The sequence below is a fragment of the Candidatus Pelagibacter sp. PS_34 genome (genome assembly GCF_059417845.1).
The window spans coordinates 1,062,497-1,081,995 of sequence record NZ_CM182068.1; the positions used below are offsets into that span (position 1 = coordinate 1,062,497).

A 19,499-nucleotide genomic window follows, 5' to 3' on the forward strand; every position below is an offset into this window, starting at 1 on the left:
TCTTTAATCTCTCTTATTCTAAATTTTTCTATCTGTTTTTCTAATTGTAATTGTTTTAAAAATTGTTTTTGCCTTTCTGCATGTTCAATTCTAAGTAATGCTTGCTCCTTACGTAAAAATAATTTTATGTCTCTTGCTCTTTCCTTTTCAAGTTTAATTTCTTCTTTTAATGCTTTTTCTTTAAGTTTAGTTTGCTCCTCTTCTTCTTTTACTTTTTGTTTTTGGATTTGTAATTTTTCTTGTTCTTTTTTTTCAATTTCCTCAAGTTGTCTTCTTCTTTTTTCTTCAGCTTTTAAGGTTTTATATTCAAATATTCTATTAGCGATACTGTCAAAAAAAGCTTGAATGTATTTTTCTAAATTAAAATTAATTTTAAAGTTAAATTCTGGTTTTAAAGAATTCTGAAGTGTAACTACTCTTGATATTAAGGTTACTTTTTTTCTAGTGTTAACTTTTTGTTTTTTCTTGTTTGTTTTTATATTTTTACTTATTTTTTTTTTTTATAAATATTTTTTTTTACTTTTAAATTTTTTTTATGATTTTTATTTGTAATTTTTTTAACCTTTTTTTTTATTAAAGGTTTTTTTTTAGCTGAATTTTTTTTTATTTTTTTCATACTTTAAGAAAATTAGATTTATCAATTAATTACTGATAAATATAGTCTCTTGTTTCAAAATGTTGTTAAAAATTTGCTAGCTATATTTAAGCTGCCTTAAGTGATCCTAATGTAAAATTAAGCTTACCAAGATCTTCCTCAAGTTGTTTTTTATCTTTTTCGTTTAAAAGACTAACCGGTGGTATAACATTTTTGTAACAATCGTCTTGATCTGACATAAAAGAATGTAATCCTGATATTAAATTGTATTGGTCAAAAGTACCTCTAACCTTGCATAGTATATCATTTACAGTTTGTTGTTTTTTTTCGTTAAAATCATCGTAAACTTTTCTAGATAAATTAGCAGTTACATTGCAAGTTGCCGTAATTATACCATCACATCCAAGCTCAAGACCCTTTAGGAGTTTTAGTTCTGATCCCGGCATAACAGAGAAATTATCAATCTTTAAATTTTCATATAGGTTATAGGAGCTATCTTTGACACCAACTATTTGTTTTGGAAATTTCTTAACAAGCTCCTCAACACACTCAACACTAAACTTGTAGCCACATAACTTTTCAAAATTGTATAATATAATCTTACTGTCTGGCACAGCTTCAACTACTTTTGAGTAAAATTCTTTTACCTCACTATCACCATACTTATAATAAGCTGGTGGCATTATTAAAAAATCACTAAAGTTTAAAGAGTTAGCTACTTTCATTAAATTTATAGTTTCATTTAAAGAATTTAGCCCAGTTCCAATTAAGTATTTTTCTCTATATTTGCTCTTCGATAATTCATTTAAGAGACTAATTTTTTCACTTATAGATATAAGTTGTGCTTGCCCAGTGCTTCCAAAAATAGCAACACCATGACAACCTTGATCAATTATTCTTTCTGCATGATTTATAGTCTTTGCTATATTTAGACTTAAATCATCATTAAAAACTGACATTCCAGCTGCATAAATACCTTTAATTTTACTCATATGCTAAACTTATATAAATAAAAAATTTAGTAAAGATGATAAAGTATTAAATGAAAATTTTAGTAGTACAAAATAAAATGGGAATTGGAGATATGGTAATCTACTTACCTTTTATAGATGCTATTTCAAAAAAATTTAATACACCTGTAAGTATTCTAGCTAAACAAAGTTCAAAAGCAGAACAATTTTTAAGAGATAATAAAAATATTGAAAAAATAATCATTCTTGAACAAGGTAACAATCTCAAGGGTGCTAGACACCAAGGTTTTAGTGGATTTATAAACTTGGCAAAAGAACTTAGAGAACATAACTTTGATAAAATTTTTATTTTTAATTCATCACTTAGATTTTATTTAGTTGCAAAGTTTGCTGGCATTAAAAACATTTATCAATATCCCTTACTTGTAAAAAAAAACCAGCATATAATAGATGCTGCAAAAAAATTTATAGATAAAAAATTAAATTTAATTGTAAAGGATGATCCAAAAATTATTATCAACGATCAATCTGTTCAGGATGCAAAATTAAAATTTAAAATCAACAATGATCAAAAAAATATTTTACTTGGCATGGGTGGATCAGGGCCAACTAAAAGAATTCCAGCTATAACATTTATAAAGCTAATTCGTTTAATCTCTAATGCTTATAAGTGTCGGTTTTTTTTAAGTACCGGCAAAAATAAAGAAGAGCAAGAAATTTTAAAAGAAATGCTTAATACAGAATTTAAAGACAAATGTATTCCTTTAGATGACTTAAGTATAAGAGAAACTTTACCAATAATTAAAAATTGTGATATTTCTATTTGTAATGACTCTAGTTTTAGTCATCTATCGTCAGGACTTGGTATTAAAACAATTGTTTTAATGGCAGACACACCATTAATATATGGGAATTATAGTTCAAAAATGTATCCAATTATCCCAGATGGAGAAAATACAGTAACACATAATACTTTAGGTAAAGAGAAAATTAATCCAGACAAAATTTTTGATCAATTAAAAAAAATTCTTAACTAAGAAATATCTTTTAATACAATCTCTTTAGCTTCATTTACAATCGTCGATAACCTTGCAGTCTCTGGTGAAATATCTGGATGTATCTTTTTCTGAATTTTTATGTATGCATTTTTAACATCATCTTTACTAATATTTTTTTTTATATCTAAATTTAAAATTTTGTAGGCTTCCTCTATAGATATTTTAGAAGAATTTTTAACATTTTGATTTTGGTTAAATGAAAATCTCCCAGAGTTTCTAAGTGTTTGTATAAGTCTGAATAAGCCAATTAATTGAAATATTGAAAACCCTTTTAACTTAACTAAAGCTAAGCTGAGTAATGTTAGAGGAATGCTTAATAAAAACTTGCCAGCAACTACAAATAATACTGCTAAAATTATCAAACCTAAGAAAATTAATTTTCTTAAATTTTTTGATATTTTTTTTGATGAAGTGTTGGCTACTAATTTAAGTAAAAAGTAAGCAATTCCCAAAAAAACTAGTGTATAAATGATAATATTCATATATTTAATTTCTATCCATGAAAATACCACATCTTAAAAAAAAATCAGAAATAAAAAAGTGTCATAATATTAATTGGGAAGATGATTATAGTTGGATACATCAAGGTGACATCCTGGAGGTTTTAAAAGATAGCAAAAAATTAAACCCTGAAGTTAGAAAATATCTTGAAGAAGAAAACTCTTATACTGATTTTCACTTATCAGATACCAAGACCATTCAAAAAAAATTATTTGATGAAATCAAAGGAAGAATAAAATTAGATGATGAGTCTTTACCTTTTAAAGATTTTGATTATGAGTATTGGTCAAAAACAACTACCAAAGGAAATTATTCCATAAAATTAAGGAAAAAAATTGGAACTAATAATATTGAAGAAATTTGGAATGGAGATGAAGAAAAAGAAAAACTAAAAGTAGAATACTTTGGTGTTGGTGATTTGGAGGTTAGTTTTAATGACAAATATTTGGGATATTCTTTAGATACAAAGGGTTCTGAATATTACACAATATATATTAGAGATATAAGTACAAAAAAATTAGTTACTGAAAAGATTGAGGAAACATCAGGTAGTATAACTTTCAGTTTAGATGATCAGTATGTTTTTTATTCAAAACTCGATGAAAATCATAGACCAAGAAAAATTTATAGACACAAATTAGGAACTAAAGTTAGTGAGGATCAATTAATTTTTGAAGAAAAAAGTGAAGCTTTTACGGTTGGAATTGGTTTAAGTGCAGATGATAAATATTTCTTTATCAGCTCTTCAGACCATAATACATCTGAACAATATTACTTTGATGTTAATGAAAAAGATCCCAAACCTAAATTAATAAAAAAAAGACAAAGAGGAATTCTTTATTCTGTTAATTCTTGGGATGGTAAATTTTACAATCATACTAATGAAAATGCTGAAGATTTTAAAGTAGACATTAGTAATAGTTTAGAAAAACCAGACTGGAAAACCTTTATTGCTGCAAAAGATGAGGTTCTAATTGGAGGTTTAACATTTTTAAAAAATTGGATCATTAGATCTGAAACTTCAGATGCTTTAGATAAATTATTTGTAAAAAATATTACAACTGGAATAGAAGAAGAATTAATTTTTTCTGATGAAACTGTATATGTTCCTGGTGCCTCTTTAATGCAAAGAGATAAGAATACAGATGAGATATATATAAGTTATTCTTCACCTAAGACGCAGTCTAGAGTTTATTCTTATAATTTAAGCACAAAAGAAAAAAAATTAGTTAAAGAACAAGAGATCCCATCTGGTCATAATCCTGATGACTACATTGTAGAAAGAGTAGATTGTAAATCACACGATGGAAGACTAGTTCCTCTTACAATTACCAGACATAAAAATACTAAAATGGATGGAAGTGCTCAATTGCTGCTTTATGGTTATGGCTCTTACGGAAGCTCTATGAGCCCTAGTTTTTCTGCTACTAGATTAAGTTTGATTAATAGAGATATCATCTGGGTTACGGCCCATATTAGAGGGGGTATGGAAAGAGGCATGAAGTGGTGGAAAGAAGGAAAGCTGCTAAATAAAAAAAATACTTTTGAAGATTATATTGCTTCTGCAAAATACTTAATTGAAAATAAATATACTTCAAAAAATCAAATAATAGGTATGGGTGGTTCTGCGGGTGGCCTTCTTATGGGTGCCGTAGTTAATCAAGCCCCTGAATTATTTCTAGGAATTATAATGGCAGTACCATTTGTAGACTCTTTGACAACTAATCTAGATCACTCTTTACCTTTAACAGTTGGAGAATTTGATGAGTTTGGAAATGCAAAAGATAAAAAAGATCACTTTGATTATATTTATTCTTATGCTCCCTATAATAATATTAAGAAAATGGATTATCCTCATATGTTGATCACAACAAGTTTAAGCGACAACAGAGTATTGTTTGATGAACCAGCAAAATTTACCGCCAAACTAAGAGAATATAAAACTGATAATAATTTATTACTTTTAAAAACTGAAATGAACGCAGGTCATGGTGGTAAATCAGGTAGAGATGGGGCTATAGAAGAAATTGCACTAGATTATGCATTTGCATTAAAAATTTCTAAAAAAATTTAGTCGTCCTATCTTGAAATTTTTAGCTTAATTCCTAAATATCACATGTAAGTCGCCTAATGGGGCTTACTAAATTAACCTTGCTAACAAAGGAGGAAACTATGACAAGTAGGGATCTATCTATATTTAACACTCTAAGACCTTTTTCAATTGGATTTGACGATATGTTTGACCAATTTGAAAATATGCTGGGAAATGGAGGGTTAACCATGCAGTCCAATTATCCACCGTACAACATTAGAAAAACTGGAAAAGACAACTACGCTATTGAAGTTGCTTTAGCTGGTTTTAATAAAAATGATGTAGAGGTGGAGTTTGAAGACAATTTATTAACTGTAAGAACAAAACAAGTTGATAAATCTGAGGACAAATCTGATGATGGTGAAATTATTCATAAAGGTATTTCACAAAGACAATTTACAAGATCATTTACAATCGCTGAGGATGTGAAAGTTAATGGTGCTGAATTAAAAGATGGTCTTTTAACAATTGCCTGTGAAAGAATTGTACCTGAATATAAAAAGAAAAAACTTATTGAAATAAAATAAGTAAAAACCTTACTTGTGGGGTACATTCCCCACAAGTATTAAGTTTTTTAGAAACAACCGTTTGAAACAAAACCAATCACTATAGAATTAGAATCTACTTCAAATCTTCTTTCGCAAAGTATTCCATATTTTTTGGTGTTGTAAACAAGCTCTAAGTTACCTTTATCATTTTTAAAATCTTCATCTGGCTTACCTAATTCCATTTGCAAATTGCTTGAAGTTTTTCCAATGTATTCACTTAACTTAGCATTTTCTTTTTCAACAATTGCGTCTGTTTTATTTTTGATTGTTTGACAGCCGGCAACAAAAGTTAAAAGAAATAAGCTTATTAAAATAAATTTTAATTTATGCATGCATCAATGATAACACTCAAAATGTGGCTTAAATATAAACTTATAAGTTGAAATATGTTGATAAACTTATATTTTTAAGAGTAATTTCTTAATTAATCTAATATTAGTCCATCTTAATCTTAGGAGGATCAATGTTAGAAAAATATTTCGACTATAAAAAACACAAAACTGATTTTAAAACAGAAGTAATAGCTGGTGTAACAACATTTTTGACAATGGCTTACATTATGTTTTTAAATCCATTTATACTATCAGGTGAGTTTGCTGGACCAGAAAAAGGGTTCTTTGAATTTGGAGCAGTATACACGGCAACAATTGTTGCAACAGCGCTTGCTTGTTTCATAATGGCATTTTATGGAAAAACATGGCCGATAGGTTTGGCACCAGGCATGGGAATTAATGCATTCGTTGCATTTGGTGTTTGTGCTGGAATGGGCTATACGCCTCAAGAAGCTCTAGGGGCCGTACTAGTTGCTGGGGTTTTATTCTTAATCATTTCATTAACGCCTATCAGAGCGTGGTTAATTAATTCAATTCCAAGAAGTTTAAAATTAGGAATTGGCGCCGGTATAGGATTATTCTTAGCAATAATTGGACTTCAGATCATGGAAGTTGTTGTTGATAACCCAGTAACATTAGTTCAATTAGGTGACTTGAGTGATCCACTTGTTCTATTGGGTTGTGCGGCATTTATTTTGATGGTTGTTCTTGAAAAAATGAAAGTTAAGGGAAATATCATCATTGGTATTTTACTATTCAGTATTATTGCATGGGCTACTGGACTTGCTAAATTTAATGGAATTGCAAGCTCACCACCTCCAATGACTTATCTATTTGATTTTGATTTATCAGCAGCATTAACAGCTGGTATGACAACTGTAGTGTTTACTTTATTATTTGTTGATTTCTTTGATACTGCAGGAACATTAACTTCAGTAGCAAACGTTGCTGGTAAGGTTGATAAAAATGGTAAAGTTAAAGACATTGAAAAAGCGATGATGGCTGACAGTGTTGGAACTGTAGCGGGTGCAATGATGGGAACAACAACCGTAACAAGTTATGTTGAGTCTGGTGCTGGTGTAAAAGCTGGTGGGAAAACAGGAATGACCTCTTTAGTAATTGGTCTTCTGTTTTTGGCTTGTATATTCTTTGCTCCTTTAGCAACAAGTTTACCTAAGCAAATTGATGGTGCAGCTTTAGTATTTGTTTCTGTTCTTTTTGTTAGAAACATAACTGATATTGAATGGGATGATATTGGTGAGGCAGCTCCTGCTATTCTTGCTATGATTGCTATGCCGTTAACATATAGTATTAGTAATGGTATTGCTTTAGCATTTGTATCATACGCATTAATCAGATTATTTACTGGTAAGTTTTCCTCAACTTCTCCAGCGATATGGATTATTGCAATCTTGAGTGTTGTTAGTTTTGCAGTTGCTTAAAATGTAATTTTTAGGGCTGGAATTATTCCAGCCCTATTTATTTTTCTTAATTATTTCTTCCATAGACATCTCTTCATAATGTTCAGTAGGCTGAACAATCCATGGGTCTGAATCTAGTTTAACTGGACAAAAATCTGGCTCAAATGTGGATGATTTTTTTTTCCATAAACAGGCTGTTTTAACTTCATTTATATAATCTTTAGTTGGTTCATAATTCTTTAACCATTCAATACTTTTGTTTAAAGTTAATCCTGTGTCAGATAAATCGTCTACTAATAAAACTTTATTAAAGTCTTTATTCTCAGCTAAAGAACTAATTTCTCTTGCAAACATTAATTGACCTTGTTTATCTTCCATTCCCTTTCCTGAATAACTTTGGATCACAATATAAGCTATTGGTAATTTTAAAATTCTAGAGAGGATATCCAATATGGGAGCCGCTCCCCTCATAATTCCAACTAATACAGTAGGTTTGTAATTATTGTATATTTCTATTGCTAGTTTTTCAACAATTTTTGTATACTCATCGAAAGTGATAATTAATTTATCTGCCATAAAATTTTTTATCATATAAATAAAAATAAAAAAGAAATAAAAATTATGAAAATATTTGATTGTTTTATGTTTTATGATGAAGAACTTTTGCTTGATATAAGATTAAATACTTTAGATAAATACGTTGATTTTTTTGTCATAGTCGAAAGTCAATTTTTTCATAATGGTGTAAAAAGACAACTAAAATTCGATATTAATAAATTTAAAAAATTTAAGGAAAAAATTATTTATATCCAACATAAAAATAAACCTAGTAAAATTATTAAATTAGAAAATACTGATAACGAAGGAACAAAATCTTATAAATTGATCTACAATGCACATTTAAGAGAAAATGATCAAAGAAATAATATATCAGAAGGTATCAAGCAAGCAGATGGTAATGACTTAATATTGGTCTCTGATGTAGATGAAATACCAAATTTGAATTCACTAGACTTAACAAAAATCAATAACCAAATTATTATGTTTGAGCAGGAAATATTTTATTATAAATTTAATAGATATCTAAAAAATTTTAAATGGTATGGAACGAAAGCTTGTAAAAAAAGTAAATTACAAAGCCCTCAATGGTTGAGAAATGTTAAAAATAAAAAATACTCTTTCTGGCGTTTAGATACATTTTTTTCTAAAAATAAATATATTAATAAAATATTTATTAAAAATGGTGGTTGGCATTTTTCAAATATCAAAAATGCTATTGATATTGAGTTAAAGTTAAAATCATACTTACATCACCGAGATTATGATGCTGAAGAACTAGGATATGATAAAATCAAAGAATTAATTAACAATAATGAAACAATTTACGATATGTTTGGTGACAAAAAATCAAAAAAGTATGGTGATGATAAAAGACGTAAGCTTGAAAAGTATGACATAAATAAATTACCTCAATTTATTCAGGACAATCAAAATCAACTCAAAACATGGATGGACTAATATGAAAGTATACTGGATAGCATTATATAAAAGAATAAATAATCAGGAAAATTTAAAAAATTACGGTTCAAAAGCTATTGAAATAATAAAAAATTATGGAGGGAAACCCTTAGTAAGAGGTGGAAAATTTGAAACTTTAGAGGGTGAAACTTATCCAAGAACTGTAATCTGGGAATTTCCAAGTCACGAACAAGCTATGAAATGTCACGATTCTAAAGAATATCAAGATAGTTGGGCTTTAGCCAAAGACACTTCAGAACGAAACTTACAAATTATCGAAGGTTTTAGTACTGAATAGGTTCTGGATCTATACTTCTCCAAAGATACCAAGTTGCAACTGAGCAGTATGGAGTAAATCTTTTATTTAATAATTTTACATAAGATTCAGGTGGTAAATATTTTTTCTTATAATTTTTTGAAATTCCTCTTAAAAGACCAATATCTTGTATAGGCCAAATATTTGAGCGGTTATAAGTAAATAATAAAATCATTTCAGCTGACCACCTTCCAATTTGTCTTAACTGAGATAAATAGATAATAGCTTCTTCATCTGACATTTTAGGAATTAATCTAGGGTTAAATGATTTATCTAATATTTGTTTAGCCAAACTTTTTATTCCCCTAACCTTTTGTCCACTTAATCCACAGCTTTTAAGTTGAATAGAAGAAAGTTTAGAAACTGTTTTTGCATTAATCTTATTTTTACATTTCTTTTTAAATTTCAAAAAAACTGAGTTAGCTGCAGCAACACTGATTTGTTGTCCAATGATACTCTTGCATAATGAAAAAAATATATCTTTTCTAGAAGTAAGCACAGCCTCTGAAGGAGATTTGTACCTGCTAATTAATAAGGACATTACTTTATCTTTATTAGATAAATATTTTTTTGCAGTATTCCAATATTTTGGTTTTTTATTCATGTCTAGTTGTTGATGGTATTTTTTGTTTATGATAAATTTCTCTTCTAAAAATTATAAGAGAGGCAAGAACTACAAGTGATGCACCAATTAGTGTTTTTATAGTTGGTATCTCATTCCAAATAAAATAACCAAAAAATATAGCAAATACCAAAGCTAAGTATTTTAAAGGTGCCACCAAAGATACTTCAGAAAGTTTATATGATTGAGTTAAAAATAAATTTGCAGAACCTCCTGTTACTCCAATTAAAGCTAAAAGAATAAAGTCTTGAAAATTTGGCATTTTCCATCCCATTGGAATTGTGGCCAAGCCAGTAATTGAAATAGTAATTGTAAAAAAAATTGAGATAAGCCAAATAGGTTCTGTTGTTGATAGCTTTCTAATTGTGATGGTTACAAAAGCCATTCCAATACAAAATATTAGAGGAAGGAAATAAAGATAATTCATACCCTTAAAGCCAGGCTCAGCAATTATAATAACACCTATAAATCCAATTAAGACAGCTAACCATCTAAAAATACCCACTTTTTCACTTAATAGAAAAATTGATAATACAGTAATAAATAATGGTGCCGCATATGACAAACTAACAACGACTGCTAAAGGAAGTTCTCTTAACGCAACAACTATTGCTATCAAGGCCATTAAACCCATAAGACATCTGAATAAATGTTCTTTTGATCTCTCAGTTGTATAAAAAGTTTTTAATTTACCTTTTGGAATTAAAAAATATGTGGGCAACAGACCAAAAAAACCCCTAAAAAATAAAACTTCCCCAGTTGGATAGTCGCTTGACCATTTTACCAGCAAATCCATAACGGAAAAGGTGCATACAGATAGAAACATGTACAAAAAACCTAATTGATTTTTAGTTAGCATAGCAATAATTTGTAAATCAAATTAAAGTATAATCAATGGAAATAGCAGTATTAGGATTAGGATGTTTTTGGGGACCAGAAATTAAGTTTAGTAAACTTGAAGGAGTTATTAAAACTGAAGTTGGCTATTGTGGAGGTGATAGCAAAACAGTCACGTACAAAGAGGTATGTACTGGCAATACAAATCATGCAGAAGTTGTTAAGTTAGATTTTGATCCTAAAATTATCTCTTATGAAAAGATTTTAGATTTCTTCTTTGAAATTCATGACCCTACAACCTTAAATTCACAAGGACCTGATTTTGGGACGCAATATAGAAGTGAAATATTTTACCTAAGTGACAGACAAAAAGAAATTGCTGAGAGTGTTATAAAAAAAGTAAATTTAAAATTATCAGGAAATGTTGTAACAAAATCTTCTTTATTAAAAAATTATTGTCCAGCAGAAGAATATCATCAGAGATATTTGGAAAAAAGATAATATGTCTTTAGTTGATACAAATTGGTTAGAAGAAAATTTAGATAAAGTAAAAATTATTGATTGCTCATGGCACATGCCTCAGACAGAACGTAATGGTTTTGATGAATATAAAAACAATCATATTAAAAATGCAATTTTTTTTGATTTAGATGAAAATTCAAAAAAAGATATCGATCTACCTCATATGTTAACAGATGCTAAGTCATGGGAAAATATTGTGTCAAGCATGGGAATTGAAAATGATGATCAAATAGTTATCTATGATAATTCAGATGTAATTAGTTCATGTAGATGTTGGTATAATTTTATCTATTTTGGTCACAATCCAGAATTAGTCCATGTATTAGATGGTGGATTAAAAAAATGGATCAAGGAAAATAAAGCAACCACTAGTGATATAATTAAGATTATTCCCTCTAACTATACTGCAAATGAAAAAAAAGAGTTAGTAAAAGATATAAACCAAATTAACAAAAATATTTTAGAAAACAATTTTAATATTATTGATGCAAGAAGTTTAGAAAGATTTGAGGGTAAAGTTCCTGAGCCAAGAAAAGGATTGCGAAGTGGCTCTATCAAAAAATCTTTTTGTCTACCCTTCTCTGAACTTATAAATCAAGATCATACATTTATTAGTAAAGAAAAGATTCATGAAAAGTTTAAATCAACAGGATATGAGATGGGCAAAAACATTGTATTTACATGTGGTTCTGGTGTTACCGCTTCAGTTTTGGCTCTTGCTTATTCCTTAATAGATAATAAATATATGCCTACTATTTACGACGGATCATGGAGTGAATATGGAAAGAATTAAAATATGAAAAGATCTACAAAAATCGGAACTGCAATCCTTGCCTTCTTTTTAATTATTACAATAGTAATTGTTGGAAGAACAATGATAGGAAATCATTTTAAAAAAAAGTTTAGCAAAAGACCTCCTCCAGGAATAATAGTAACTAAAGTTGTAGCAAAAAATTTCTCTCAAAAAGTTTCAACTTATGGAACAGCAATTCCTTTTAGAACTAAATCATACAAAATTGAAAAATATGAAATAGTTAACCCAATAGAATTCAATAGAAAATTGAAAAAAGGTGATTTAATAACAAAATTAAAAACTAGAAATTTAATAGCATCTTTTGATGGAGTGGTGACTAAAAGAGATTTTTCAAATGATATTAAAGTTTCTGAAAGTTCACTTTTAATACAACTAGAAGATACCTCGACAATTTATGTAGATGTAGATATTCCTGAGCTTTACGCAAGTTTTATTAGAGAAAATTTAAATGTTGATGTTAAATTTTCAGGTAATAGTGAAAAAATTTATTCAGGTGTTGTTGACTCAACAGCTGGCAGAATTGATGTGGATACAAGATCGTTAGCTATAAGAATAAAATTAGAAAATGATAATTTTGAAATTTTACCAGGTTCTCTTTTGGAGATTATTGTTAAATATAATGAGAGAAATTCGATGAGTATTCCAGATACAAGCTTAATCATGGAAGGTAACAAAACTTATGTTTATAAAGTTGCAGAAGATAATATTGCTAATAAAGCTGAAATTGTTATTGGAATAAGAGAGTCTGGTTTTATTGAAGTAGTTTCGGGTTTAGCTAATGGAGATAACATTGTAGCTGAGGGTTTAAAAAAAGTTAGACCAAGAGGCGAAATTAAACCAATTAAAAAATAATGTTTATAACTGACGTAAGTATAAGAAGACCAGTTGTTGCTTGGGTAATGTCTCTTATATTAATTGTTTTTGGAATATTTGTTTTTTCACAATTGCCAGTAAGAGAACTGCCTGAGGGCTTACAACCACCTGTAGTTCAAGTTAAAGTAGACTACAAATCCGCATCAGCTCCTATAATTGATCAGGAAGTAACACAAGTAATAGAAGATGTGATAGGTGGAGTAGAAGGAATAAAAAATATTAACTCAACATCAGAAAATGGGAGCAGTTCAATTAATGTTGAATTTAATCCTGATATAGACCTAGATAATGCTGCTAATGATATAAGAGAAAGAGTTGCAAGAGTTGTCGATAGATTGCCAAGTGAAGCAGCAGCACCTCAAATTCTCAAACAATCAGCAGGATTTTCAACCACTATGTGGCTGGCTGTATCTTCTGCAACCTGGAGTGATTTAGAGCTTGGAGATTATGTTGAGAGATATTTAGTAGATCAGTTCTCAAGTGTTAAGAACGTAGGAACTATTAGAACCGGTGGTTTAAGAGATCTAAGTGTAAGAGTTTGGATTGATCCTATTAAACTTGCTGCAAACAATTTAACTATTCAAGAAGTTGAGGGAGCTTTAAGAAAAGAAAATGTAAGTCTGCCAGCAGGAACATTAGAAGCTACCAACATAGATTTGATACTAAATTTAGATAAGTCATATAACGATATAGAAAAATTAAAGACATTACCTATTAAAAAAAACATAAATAATGTTGTAAGACTTTCGGATATTGCCAATATTGAGTTTGGCCCAGTTTCAGAAAAAAATCTTTTTAAGGCCCAAAGTAAAGATGCCTTGAATTTAAAGACAGTTGGAATTGGTATTTACGCAAAAAGTGGCGCTTCAACTGTAGAGCTTTCTAAAGAAATAAATAAAAAAATAGATGAGGTTAAAAAAACATTACCAGATGATTTAAATATAGAAGTAGCTTTTAACAGGGCAACATATGTGGGCACTGCTATCGATGAAGTATACAAAACTTTAATCATCGCTTTTATTCTTGTGGTTATAATTATTTATTTATTCTTAGGTAATATAAAAGCTGTAATTGTACCAGCAGTTGCACTACCTGTAAGCTTAATAGCATCGTTTTTGGGTCTTTATTTGTTTGGTTTATCAATAAACATATTTGTCTTATTAAGTTTTATTTTAGCAATTGGAATAATTACTGACGACTCGGTCATAATGACAGATGCAATTTATAGAAGAATTGAAAATGGAGAGAGCCCATTAGTTGCAGCTTATAAAGGATCAAAACAAATCAGCTTTGCAATCATTGCAACAACTTTAATTCTAGTTGCAGTTTTTATTCCTTTAATTTTCATTGATGGAATTGCAGGAACATTATTTAGAGAAACAGCCATAGCATTATCTGTTTCTGTTGTGGTGTCTTCTTTTGTTGCTCTTACACTATCTCCTATGTTAGCAAGTAAGTTTTTAAAGAAAGAGCCAAAACAAAATTTTATAGTCACTAAATTTGATAAATTTTTTAAATCATTCTTAAAATTTTATGAAGAAACATTGGGGTATTGGCTTAATAAGAAAAAAATCATAATTTCATTTATAGTCTTCACTATTATTATTTCTGGTGTTTTGTTTAATATTACAAAAAAAGAATTATTACCCTTAGAAGATAGAGGTGTTTATCTTGTTCTAGGATTTACAGATGAAGGAAGCTCTTTTGAATATACTGAAAAAAGAGCAGAAGATGTTGAAAAAAGGTTAATTCCTCTTCTTCAAGCTGAGGATAGTCCATACAAAAGATTTATAATGAGAGTGCCAGGCTTTGGTAGCAATAAAAATTCTTTTAATAGCTTTATAATAATTGCATTATTAGATGAATGGGCTGAACGAGATAAAAGTTCACAAACAATAATGAGAGAAGCAATTGGAAAAATTGTGACTGTTCCTGAAACAGTAGCTTTTCCAATATCACCTCAATCTATTAGAGTTTCTAGTTACAATAAACCTGTTCAAATGGTTATATTGGGCAGTACTTATGAGGAGTTAGAGGAAATACAGTCTAAAGTTATCAATAAATTAAGACAAAATAAAAATTTATCTAGAATAGAATCTGACTATTCTAGAGATAAACCAGAAGTTAAATTAGTAATTAACAAAAATAAGGCTAAAGATTTAAGTGTGTCTACAGACTCAATTGGCAAAACCTTAGAAACTCTTTATGGTGGAAAAACTGTAACAAAATTTAATAGACTTGGTAAAGAATACCCAATTATACTTCAACAATACTTGGCAGATAGACGATCGCAAGAAGGCCTTTCTAAAATATTTGTTAGATCTGAAAGCTCTGGTAAACTTATCTCTTTATCAAATTTAGTAGAGTTTAGTGAAATTGGATCTGCAAAAAAATTAGCAAGATATAACAGGCAGAGAGCTGTAACAATATCAGCAAATATATCAGAATCTTATACACTTACAGAAGCAATTGCATATTTAGAAGAAACAATGGAAGAAATTGGCTCCTCTAATCAAATTGCATGGAAAGGTAAATCAGAAGAAATAAAAGAAACTAGTAATGAACTATTTATTATTTTTGGATTAGCATTTCTAACTGCGTACCTAGTAATGGCTGCAACCTTTAATTCATTTATTCATCCATTTATTATTATGTTAACTGTTCCACTTGCTTTGTTTGGAGGCTTGGTCTTTATATTATTCTTGAACAGTTCTATTAATATCTTCTCACAAATAGCGCTTGTCATACTAATTGGAATATCAACTAAAAATAGTATTCTAATTGTTGATTATGCCAATCAGTTAAGAACAGCTGGAAAAAATATAGAAACATCTGTTAAGGAAGCTTGTCAATTAAGATTTAGACCCATAATGATGACGTCAATAAGCACAATGATAGCAATGATGCCTTTGGTCATAGGAAATATTGGACCAGGCGCAGGTGAAGCTTCAAGATTAGCTGTGGGTGCAACTATTCTGGGAGGAATGATTATATCAACATTCTTTACATTATATGTAACGCCAACCATGTATTTGGTATTAGCAAAGAATACGAAACGAATTGATGCTGTTGATATTGAGCTAAAAAAACAACTTCGTTAAAATATAATATATTTATTTTTATTTAATCTTTTCTGGCAATCTTGTAATTGTGATTTGTATTTATTAGATTGTTTTTCTACTTTTTTAGCTAAACCTATAACTTTCTGATTATTCTTATAATCTTTATAACCACCCCACCCTTCATGATACGCTAGATACTGTCTAAAAGCATCTTTCTTAGAAATTTTTAAAAGAGATTCTGTTTTATCGGTATACCAACCAATAAAATCTACACTGTCTTTAAATCTTGTTCTTGTTGCTAATTTATTTCCAGTTTCATTTTTATACTGCTCCCAAGTTCCCTTTACTGCTTGTGAATATCCAAATGAGCTAGAGGGTCTCTTAAATGGTATAATCTTAAATAATTTTTGCCTTGGCGGTTTGGCTAGCCAATCAAAGTCTGATTCCATCTTAATTATAGCTAGCTGAATATAAATTGGGGTTCCCCATTTTTGTTCAGTTTTTTTGGCATGTTTATACCAAAGGTATCTTTCATTAAAAATTGAACAACTATTTGAAGTGTTTTGAGGTATTGAGGAACAGCCAGCAATAAAAATAATTAATAGTATTGAAAAATGATTTCTAAGTTTTGACATTCCTAATTATAATCTTATAGATAAGTATTACTAATATTACACCCACAATATTTCCAAATAAATCACTCATCTCAAATCCACGATTTGGAATAATAATATGAAATAGTTCTAAAAAAATTGATAATAGAAATAAATAAACACTTAAAAAATTAATCTTTTTAGTATTATGAAAAGAAAGTACTCCTAAACTTGTAAGTAAAATAAAAGCATAGAAATGGTTTGATGAAATTATAAAATCTCTGGTAATTTGAGGTTGTGTATAACGACCATTATACAAAAACCATCCAAGAATACTGCCTGGGTATAAATAAAATATTATCAATATGATATTTGAGGAATAAAACCCAATTCTAAAAAAGTTTTTTAACTTATTCATAATAATCTTATTTATTTTATTTCTTTTATCAGTTATCAGAATATATCAAATGGCTCATTTAATTTTAGTAAGACATGGTCAAAGTGAATGGAATCTTGAGAAAAGATTTACAGGCTGGGTTGATGTAGACCTTACAGGGCAAGGTAAATTAGAGGCCTGCAAGGCTGGAGAGTATATTAAGGAAACTAAAATTGATATTGATTATTTTTATTCGTCATTTCAGTTAAGGGCTATCAGCACACTAAAATTTATTCAGGACACATTAAGAGATAAAAGAGAACCAGTTAAAGCCTGGCAATTAAATGAACGACATTATGGAGCTTTAACAGGGCTAAATAAAGATGAAATGAAAGAAAAGCTCGGTGAAGATAAAATACATGCTTTTAGAAGATCTTGGGATATTAAACCAGATCCATTAAGTAGAAACAATCCATATCACCCGTTAAATATAGAGGTTTATAAAAGCATTCCAAAAGAAAATATTCCTGACACCGAGTCCCTTAAAGATACCTACGAAAGAGTAATAAAATTTTATATTGATGAAATTCAAATGAAACTAAAAAATGATAAAAATATTTTAATTTCAGCTCACGGGAATTCTATAAGAGCGTTATGCAAATTTTTATTTAAATTAGACAATCAAAGGATAACATTACTCGAAATACCAACAGGCAATCCACTTTTGATAGATTTAGATTCAAAACAAAATATTAAAGAATGCTCTTATCTAGATCAAAATAGAGCTAAGGACTTGTTAGTTTTTTAATAATTTTTTGTAAATATTGAGATCTGTTAAATGTCTAAAGTCTTCAAAACTCTCAAAACCATATAAATCGTCTTTATCAATTAATTTATTCCAAATATTTGAAATAGAAAAATTACCTACCTCATAAGAATCAAATAAACTCTTGTTTAAGATTTGGCACCCTGTATAAATTAAGTGATTAAGTTCATCTTTTTTTATAATATTTTTTTTAAGATTGAAATCACCCTTCAAATTTTTGTCAAAACTCAAGTTTTCATTAACTAATAAAAGTACATTTTTAACTTTATTTAAAAAATAAAATTTCTCCATATCTTTAATATATTTTTTATAATTCTCATTCCATACGGTGTCTGGATTAAATATCATAAAATCTTTTTCATTAGATGAATTTATTAAATTTAAAATTCCGCCTCCCGTATCTAAAATATTTGGGCCATCATTTATTGTTTTAATTTCTAAATTAAATTTCTTATCTTTAAGAAATTGTTCAATTTTTTCACTTAGGTAAAATGTGTTAATTAAAATTTTATCAATTCCCAAAGAATGTATTAAATTAATACAATTTTCTAATAAAGTTATTTCGTTTATCTTTAGTAGAGGCTTCGGGGTTGTCAGTGTTATTGGGTTTAAGCGCTTACCATATCCAGCGCATAAAATTAATGCAGCTTTAATCTTCATTTCTGATTTCTTATTTTTTTGGAAAAATTAAGCTCTAATAGGCTTTTGAGTTCCGAAAATTTGTTATTGTTGGAAATTCTTAATTCAATTAACTTCCAAGCATAGGGAATTAATTTCAAATATTGCTTTTTCTTATCTCTCATGGCCAATCTTGTGAATATTCCAATGATTTTCATATTTCTTAAAATGGATAATATTTCAAAATCACTTAATAACGTAGCCTTGCTAACTCTTTTTTTATTTAGTTTTAGATAATAACGATAAATTTTATTTTTAAATATTTCATCTGTTCTAAATCTAACATCATCAATTAGGGAAGCTAAATCATAAGCCCTGTTTCCAATTAAAGCATCCTGTGAGTCGATAACTCCTATTTTATTTTTGTACTTCATTAAATTCGATACATGAAAATCTCTATGAACTAAAACTTTTTCTTTTGATTGAAGGTTTGTTAATAAAAACCTAATTTGTTTTTTAATATCAATTTTAAACTTGGTTAGTTTATTTTTTTTTACAAATTTTTTTGCATACCATTCACAAAATAAATTTGCCTCATTGAATAATTTAACATTATCATAAATAGGAATTTTATAAGTTTTACCTTTAAAGTTTTTAGATCGATTTTGTTTAATTTTTTGAAATACTCCAAGTAAATCAATAGATCTTTTATAGAGAGTTTCTTTTTGGTTTTTATTTTTTTTTAATAAACTAAAAACTGAGTCGTCTCCAAAATCTTCAATTTCTATATAACTTTTTTTATAATTTTCACTATAAAGTTTAGGTGCTAAAACTTTATTTTTGATTAGTAAACTATTTATTGCATCATATATTAGCAAATTTTTCTCTTTTTCCTTAGAGGCAAAAACTATGATTGATTTTTTTTTTGATGATGACTTTCTATAAAAAGATCTAAATGATGCGTCACCTTTAATTTTTTTTAATTTATCATTAGTTTGTAACAT

22 protein-coding genes are annotated in these 19,499 nt (G+C 28.5%); 11 read left to right on the top strand and 11 right to left on the bottom strand.

Annotation, left to right across the window (positions count from 1 at the left end; translation table 11 throughout):
- Positions 1-487: 487 nt before the first annotated feature.
- Positions 488-616 (bottom strand): hypothetical protein, encoded by a 129-nt coding sequence (locus tag AC5SL3_RS05720; RefSeq protein ID WP_494577871.1) that lies wholly within the window; start codon positions 614-616, stop codon positions 488-490.
- 86 nt (positions 617-702) lie between these two features.
- Positions 703-1,587, bottom strand: coding sequence for a dihydrodipicolinate synthase family protein (locus tag AC5SL3_RS05725; RefSeq protein ID WP_494577872.1), 885 nt, complete (start codon positions 1,585-1,587; stop codon positions 703-705).
- A gap of 50 nt (positions 1,588-1,637) precedes the next feature.
- Between AC5SL3_RS05725 and AC5SL3_RS05730 the strand changes: the two genes are divergently transcribed.
- Entirely contained in the window at positions 1,638-2,603 is a 966-nt protein-coding gene (locus tag AC5SL3_RS05730) for a glycosyltransferase family 9 protein (protein ID WP_494577874.1), read from the top strand.
- On the opposite strand, the gene AC5SL3_RS05735 is transcribed toward AC5SL3_RS05730, so the two are convergent.
- Positions 2,600-3,106, bottom strand: coding sequence for a J domain-containing protein (locus AC5SL3_RS05735; RefSeq protein WP_494577876.1), 507 nt, complete (start codon positions 3,104-3,106; stop codon positions 2,600-2,602). The genes AC5SL3_RS05730 and AC5SL3_RS05735 overlap by 4 nt on opposite strands.
- 17 nt (positions 3,107-3,123) lie before the next feature.
- Between AC5SL3_RS05735 and AC5SL3_RS05740 the strand changes: the two genes are divergently transcribed.
- Positions 3,124-5,199, top strand: coding sequence for a S9 family peptidase (locus tag AC5SL3_RS05740; protein WP_494577878.1), 2,076 nt, complete (start codon positions 3,124-3,126; stop codon positions 5,197-5,199).
- A gap of 98 nt (positions 5,200-5,297) precedes the next feature.
- Positions 5,298-5,744, top strand: coding sequence for an Hsp20 family protein (locus AC5SL3_RS05745; RefSeq protein WP_271480753.1), 447 nt, complete (start codon positions 5,298-5,300; stop codon positions 5,742-5,744).
- Between the two features lie 47 nt (positions 5,745-5,791).
- On the opposite strand, the gene AC5SL3_RS05750 is transcribed toward AC5SL3_RS05745, so the two are convergent.
- The gene (locus tag AC5SL3_RS05750; RefSeq protein WP_494577879.1) at positions 5,792-6,097 is read right to left on the bottom strand and encodes a hypothetical protein; all 306 of its coding nucleotides are present in this window, start codon (positions 6,095-6,097) and stop codon (positions 5,792-5,794) included.
- A 131-nt stretch (positions 6,098-6,228) separates the two neighbouring features.
- On the opposite strand from AC5SL3_RS05750, the gene AC5SL3_RS05755 reads away from it, so the two are divergent.
- Positions 6,229-7,539 carry an NCS2 family permease gene (locus tag AC5SL3_RS05755; protein WP_011281527.1) on the top strand — a complete coding sequence of 437 codons (1,311 nt, stop codon included), beginning with the start codon at positions 6,229-6,231 and terminating at the stop codon, positions 7,537-7,539.
- 33 nt (positions 7,540-7,572) lie between these two features.
- Here AC5SL3_RS05755 and AC5SL3_RS05760 read toward each other — a convergent pair whose 3' ends face one another.
- Complete coding sequence (locus AC5SL3_RS05760) at positions 7,573-8,109, bottom strand: phosphoribosyltransferase (protein ID WP_494577881.1); 537 nt, start codon at positions 8,107-8,109, stop codon at positions 7,573-7,575.
- A gap of 30 nt (positions 8,110-8,139) precedes the next feature.
- Here AC5SL3_RS05760 and AC5SL3_RS05765 point away from each other — a divergent pair, with 30 nt between their 5' ends.
- Both AC5SL3_RS05765 and AC5SL3_RS05770 read left to right on the top strand, forming a co-directional pair.
- On the top strand, positions 8,140-9,036 hold the full coding sequence (locus AC5SL3_RS05765) for a glycosyltransferase family 17 protein (protein WP_494577883.1): 897 nt from the start codon (positions 8,140-8,142) through the stop codon (positions 9,034-9,036).
- A 1-nt stretch (position 9,037) separates the two neighbouring features.
- Positions 9,038-9,334 (top strand): DUF1330 domain-containing protein, encoded by a 297-nt coding sequence (locus AC5SL3_RS05770; protein WP_494577885.1) that lies wholly within the window; start codon positions 9,038-9,040, stop codon positions 9,332-9,334.
- On the opposite strand, the gene AC5SL3_RS05775 is transcribed toward AC5SL3_RS05770, so the two are convergent.
- On the bottom strand, positions 9,321-9,956 hold the full coding sequence (locus AC5SL3_RS05775) for a DNA-3-methyladenine glycosylase family protein (protein WP_494577887.1): 636 nt from the start codon (positions 9,954-9,956) through the stop codon (positions 9,321-9,323). The two genes, AC5SL3_RS05770 and AC5SL3_RS05775, sit on opposite strands and share 14 nt — an antisense overlap.
- On the bottom strand, positions 9,949-10,833 hold the full coding sequence (locus AC5SL3_RS05780; RefSeq protein ID WP_271564010.1) for a DMT family transporter: 885 nt from the start codon (positions 10,831-10,833) through the stop codon (positions 9,949-9,951). The genes AC5SL3_RS05775 and AC5SL3_RS05780 overlap by 8 nt, the downstream gene beginning before the upstream one ends.
- Before the next feature lie 35 nt (positions 10,834-10,868).
- Between AC5SL3_RS05780 and msrA the strand changes: the two genes are divergently transcribed.
- Genes msrA through AC5SL3_RS05800 form a run of 4 tightly spaced genes read left to right on the top strand, consistent with a single transcriptional unit; the run spans position 10,869 to position 16,121 of the window.
- The gene (msrA, locus tag AC5SL3_RS05785) at positions 10,869-11,312 is read left to right on the top strand and encodes a peptide-methionine (S)-S-oxide reductase MsrA (RefSeq protein ID WP_006997723.1); all 444 of its coding nucleotides are present in this window, start codon (positions 10,869-10,871) and stop codon (positions 11,310-11,312) included.
- 1 nt (position 11,313) lies between these two features.
- Positions 11,314-12,126 carry a sulfurtransferase gene (locus tag AC5SL3_RS05790; RefSeq protein WP_494577889.1) on the top strand — a complete coding sequence of 271 codons (813 nt, stop codon included), beginning with the start codon at positions 11,314-11,316 and terminating at the stop codon, positions 12,124-12,126.
- A gap of 3 nt (positions 12,127-12,129) precedes the next feature.
- Positions 12,130-12,999, top strand: coding sequence for an efflux RND transporter periplasmic adaptor subunit (locus AC5SL3_RS05795; RefSeq protein WP_494577891.1), 870 nt, complete (start codon positions 12,130-12,132; stop codon positions 12,997-12,999).
- Positions 12,999-16,121 carry an efflux RND transporter permease subunit gene (locus AC5SL3_RS05800; RefSeq protein ID WP_271499645.1) on the top strand — a complete coding sequence of 1,041 codons (3,123 nt, stop codon included), beginning with the start codon at positions 12,999-13,001 and terminating at the stop codon, positions 16,119-16,121. Before AC5SL3_RS05795 ends, AC5SL3_RS05800 begins: the two co-directional genes overlap by 1 nt.
- Here the strand turns inward: AC5SL3_RS05800 and AC5SL3_RS05805 are convergent.
- Together AC5SL3_RS05805 and AC5SL3_RS05810 are read right to left on the bottom strand one after the other, a co-directional pair.
- Positions 16,118-16,717 carry a transglycosylase SLT domain-containing protein gene (locus tag AC5SL3_RS05805; RefSeq protein WP_494576661.1) on the bottom strand — a complete coding sequence of 200 codons (600 nt, stop codon included), beginning with the start codon at positions 16,715-16,717 and terminating at the stop codon, positions 16,118-16,120. The genes AC5SL3_RS05800 and AC5SL3_RS05805 overlap by 4 nt on opposite strands.
- A complete protein-coding gene (locus AC5SL3_RS05810; protein ID WP_494577893.1) occupies positions 16,704-17,093 on the bottom strand; it encodes a VanZ family protein in 390 nt (129 codons plus the stop codon). The genes AC5SL3_RS05805 and AC5SL3_RS05810 overlap by 14 nt, the downstream gene beginning before the upstream one ends.
- Before the next feature lie 49 nt (positions 17,094-17,142).
- Here AC5SL3_RS05810 and AC5SL3_RS05815 point away from each other — a divergent pair, with 49 nt between their 5' ends.
- A complete protein-coding gene (locus tag AC5SL3_RS05815; protein WP_494577895.1) occupies positions 17,143-17,859 on the top strand; it encodes a 2,3-bisphosphoglycerate-dependent phosphoglycerate mutase in 717 nt (238 codons plus the stop codon).
- Here AC5SL3_RS05815 and AC5SL3_RS05820 read toward each other — a convergent pair.
- Positions 17,848-18,537: a sugar phosphate nucleotidyltransferase gene (locus AC5SL3_RS05820; protein WP_494577897.1), complete on the bottom strand. Its 690-nt coding sequence runs from the start codon at positions 18,535-18,537 to the stop codon at positions 17,848-17,850. The two genes, AC5SL3_RS05815 and AC5SL3_RS05820, sit on opposite strands and share 12 nt — an antisense overlap.
- Positions 18,534-19,499: an aminoglycoside phosphotransferase family protein gene (locus AC5SL3_RS05825; protein ID WP_494577898.1), complete on the bottom strand. Its 966-nt coding sequence runs from the start codon at positions 19,497-19,499 to the stop codon at positions 18,534-18,536. Before AC5SL3_RS05825 ends, AC5SL3_RS05820 begins: the two co-directional genes overlap by 4 nt.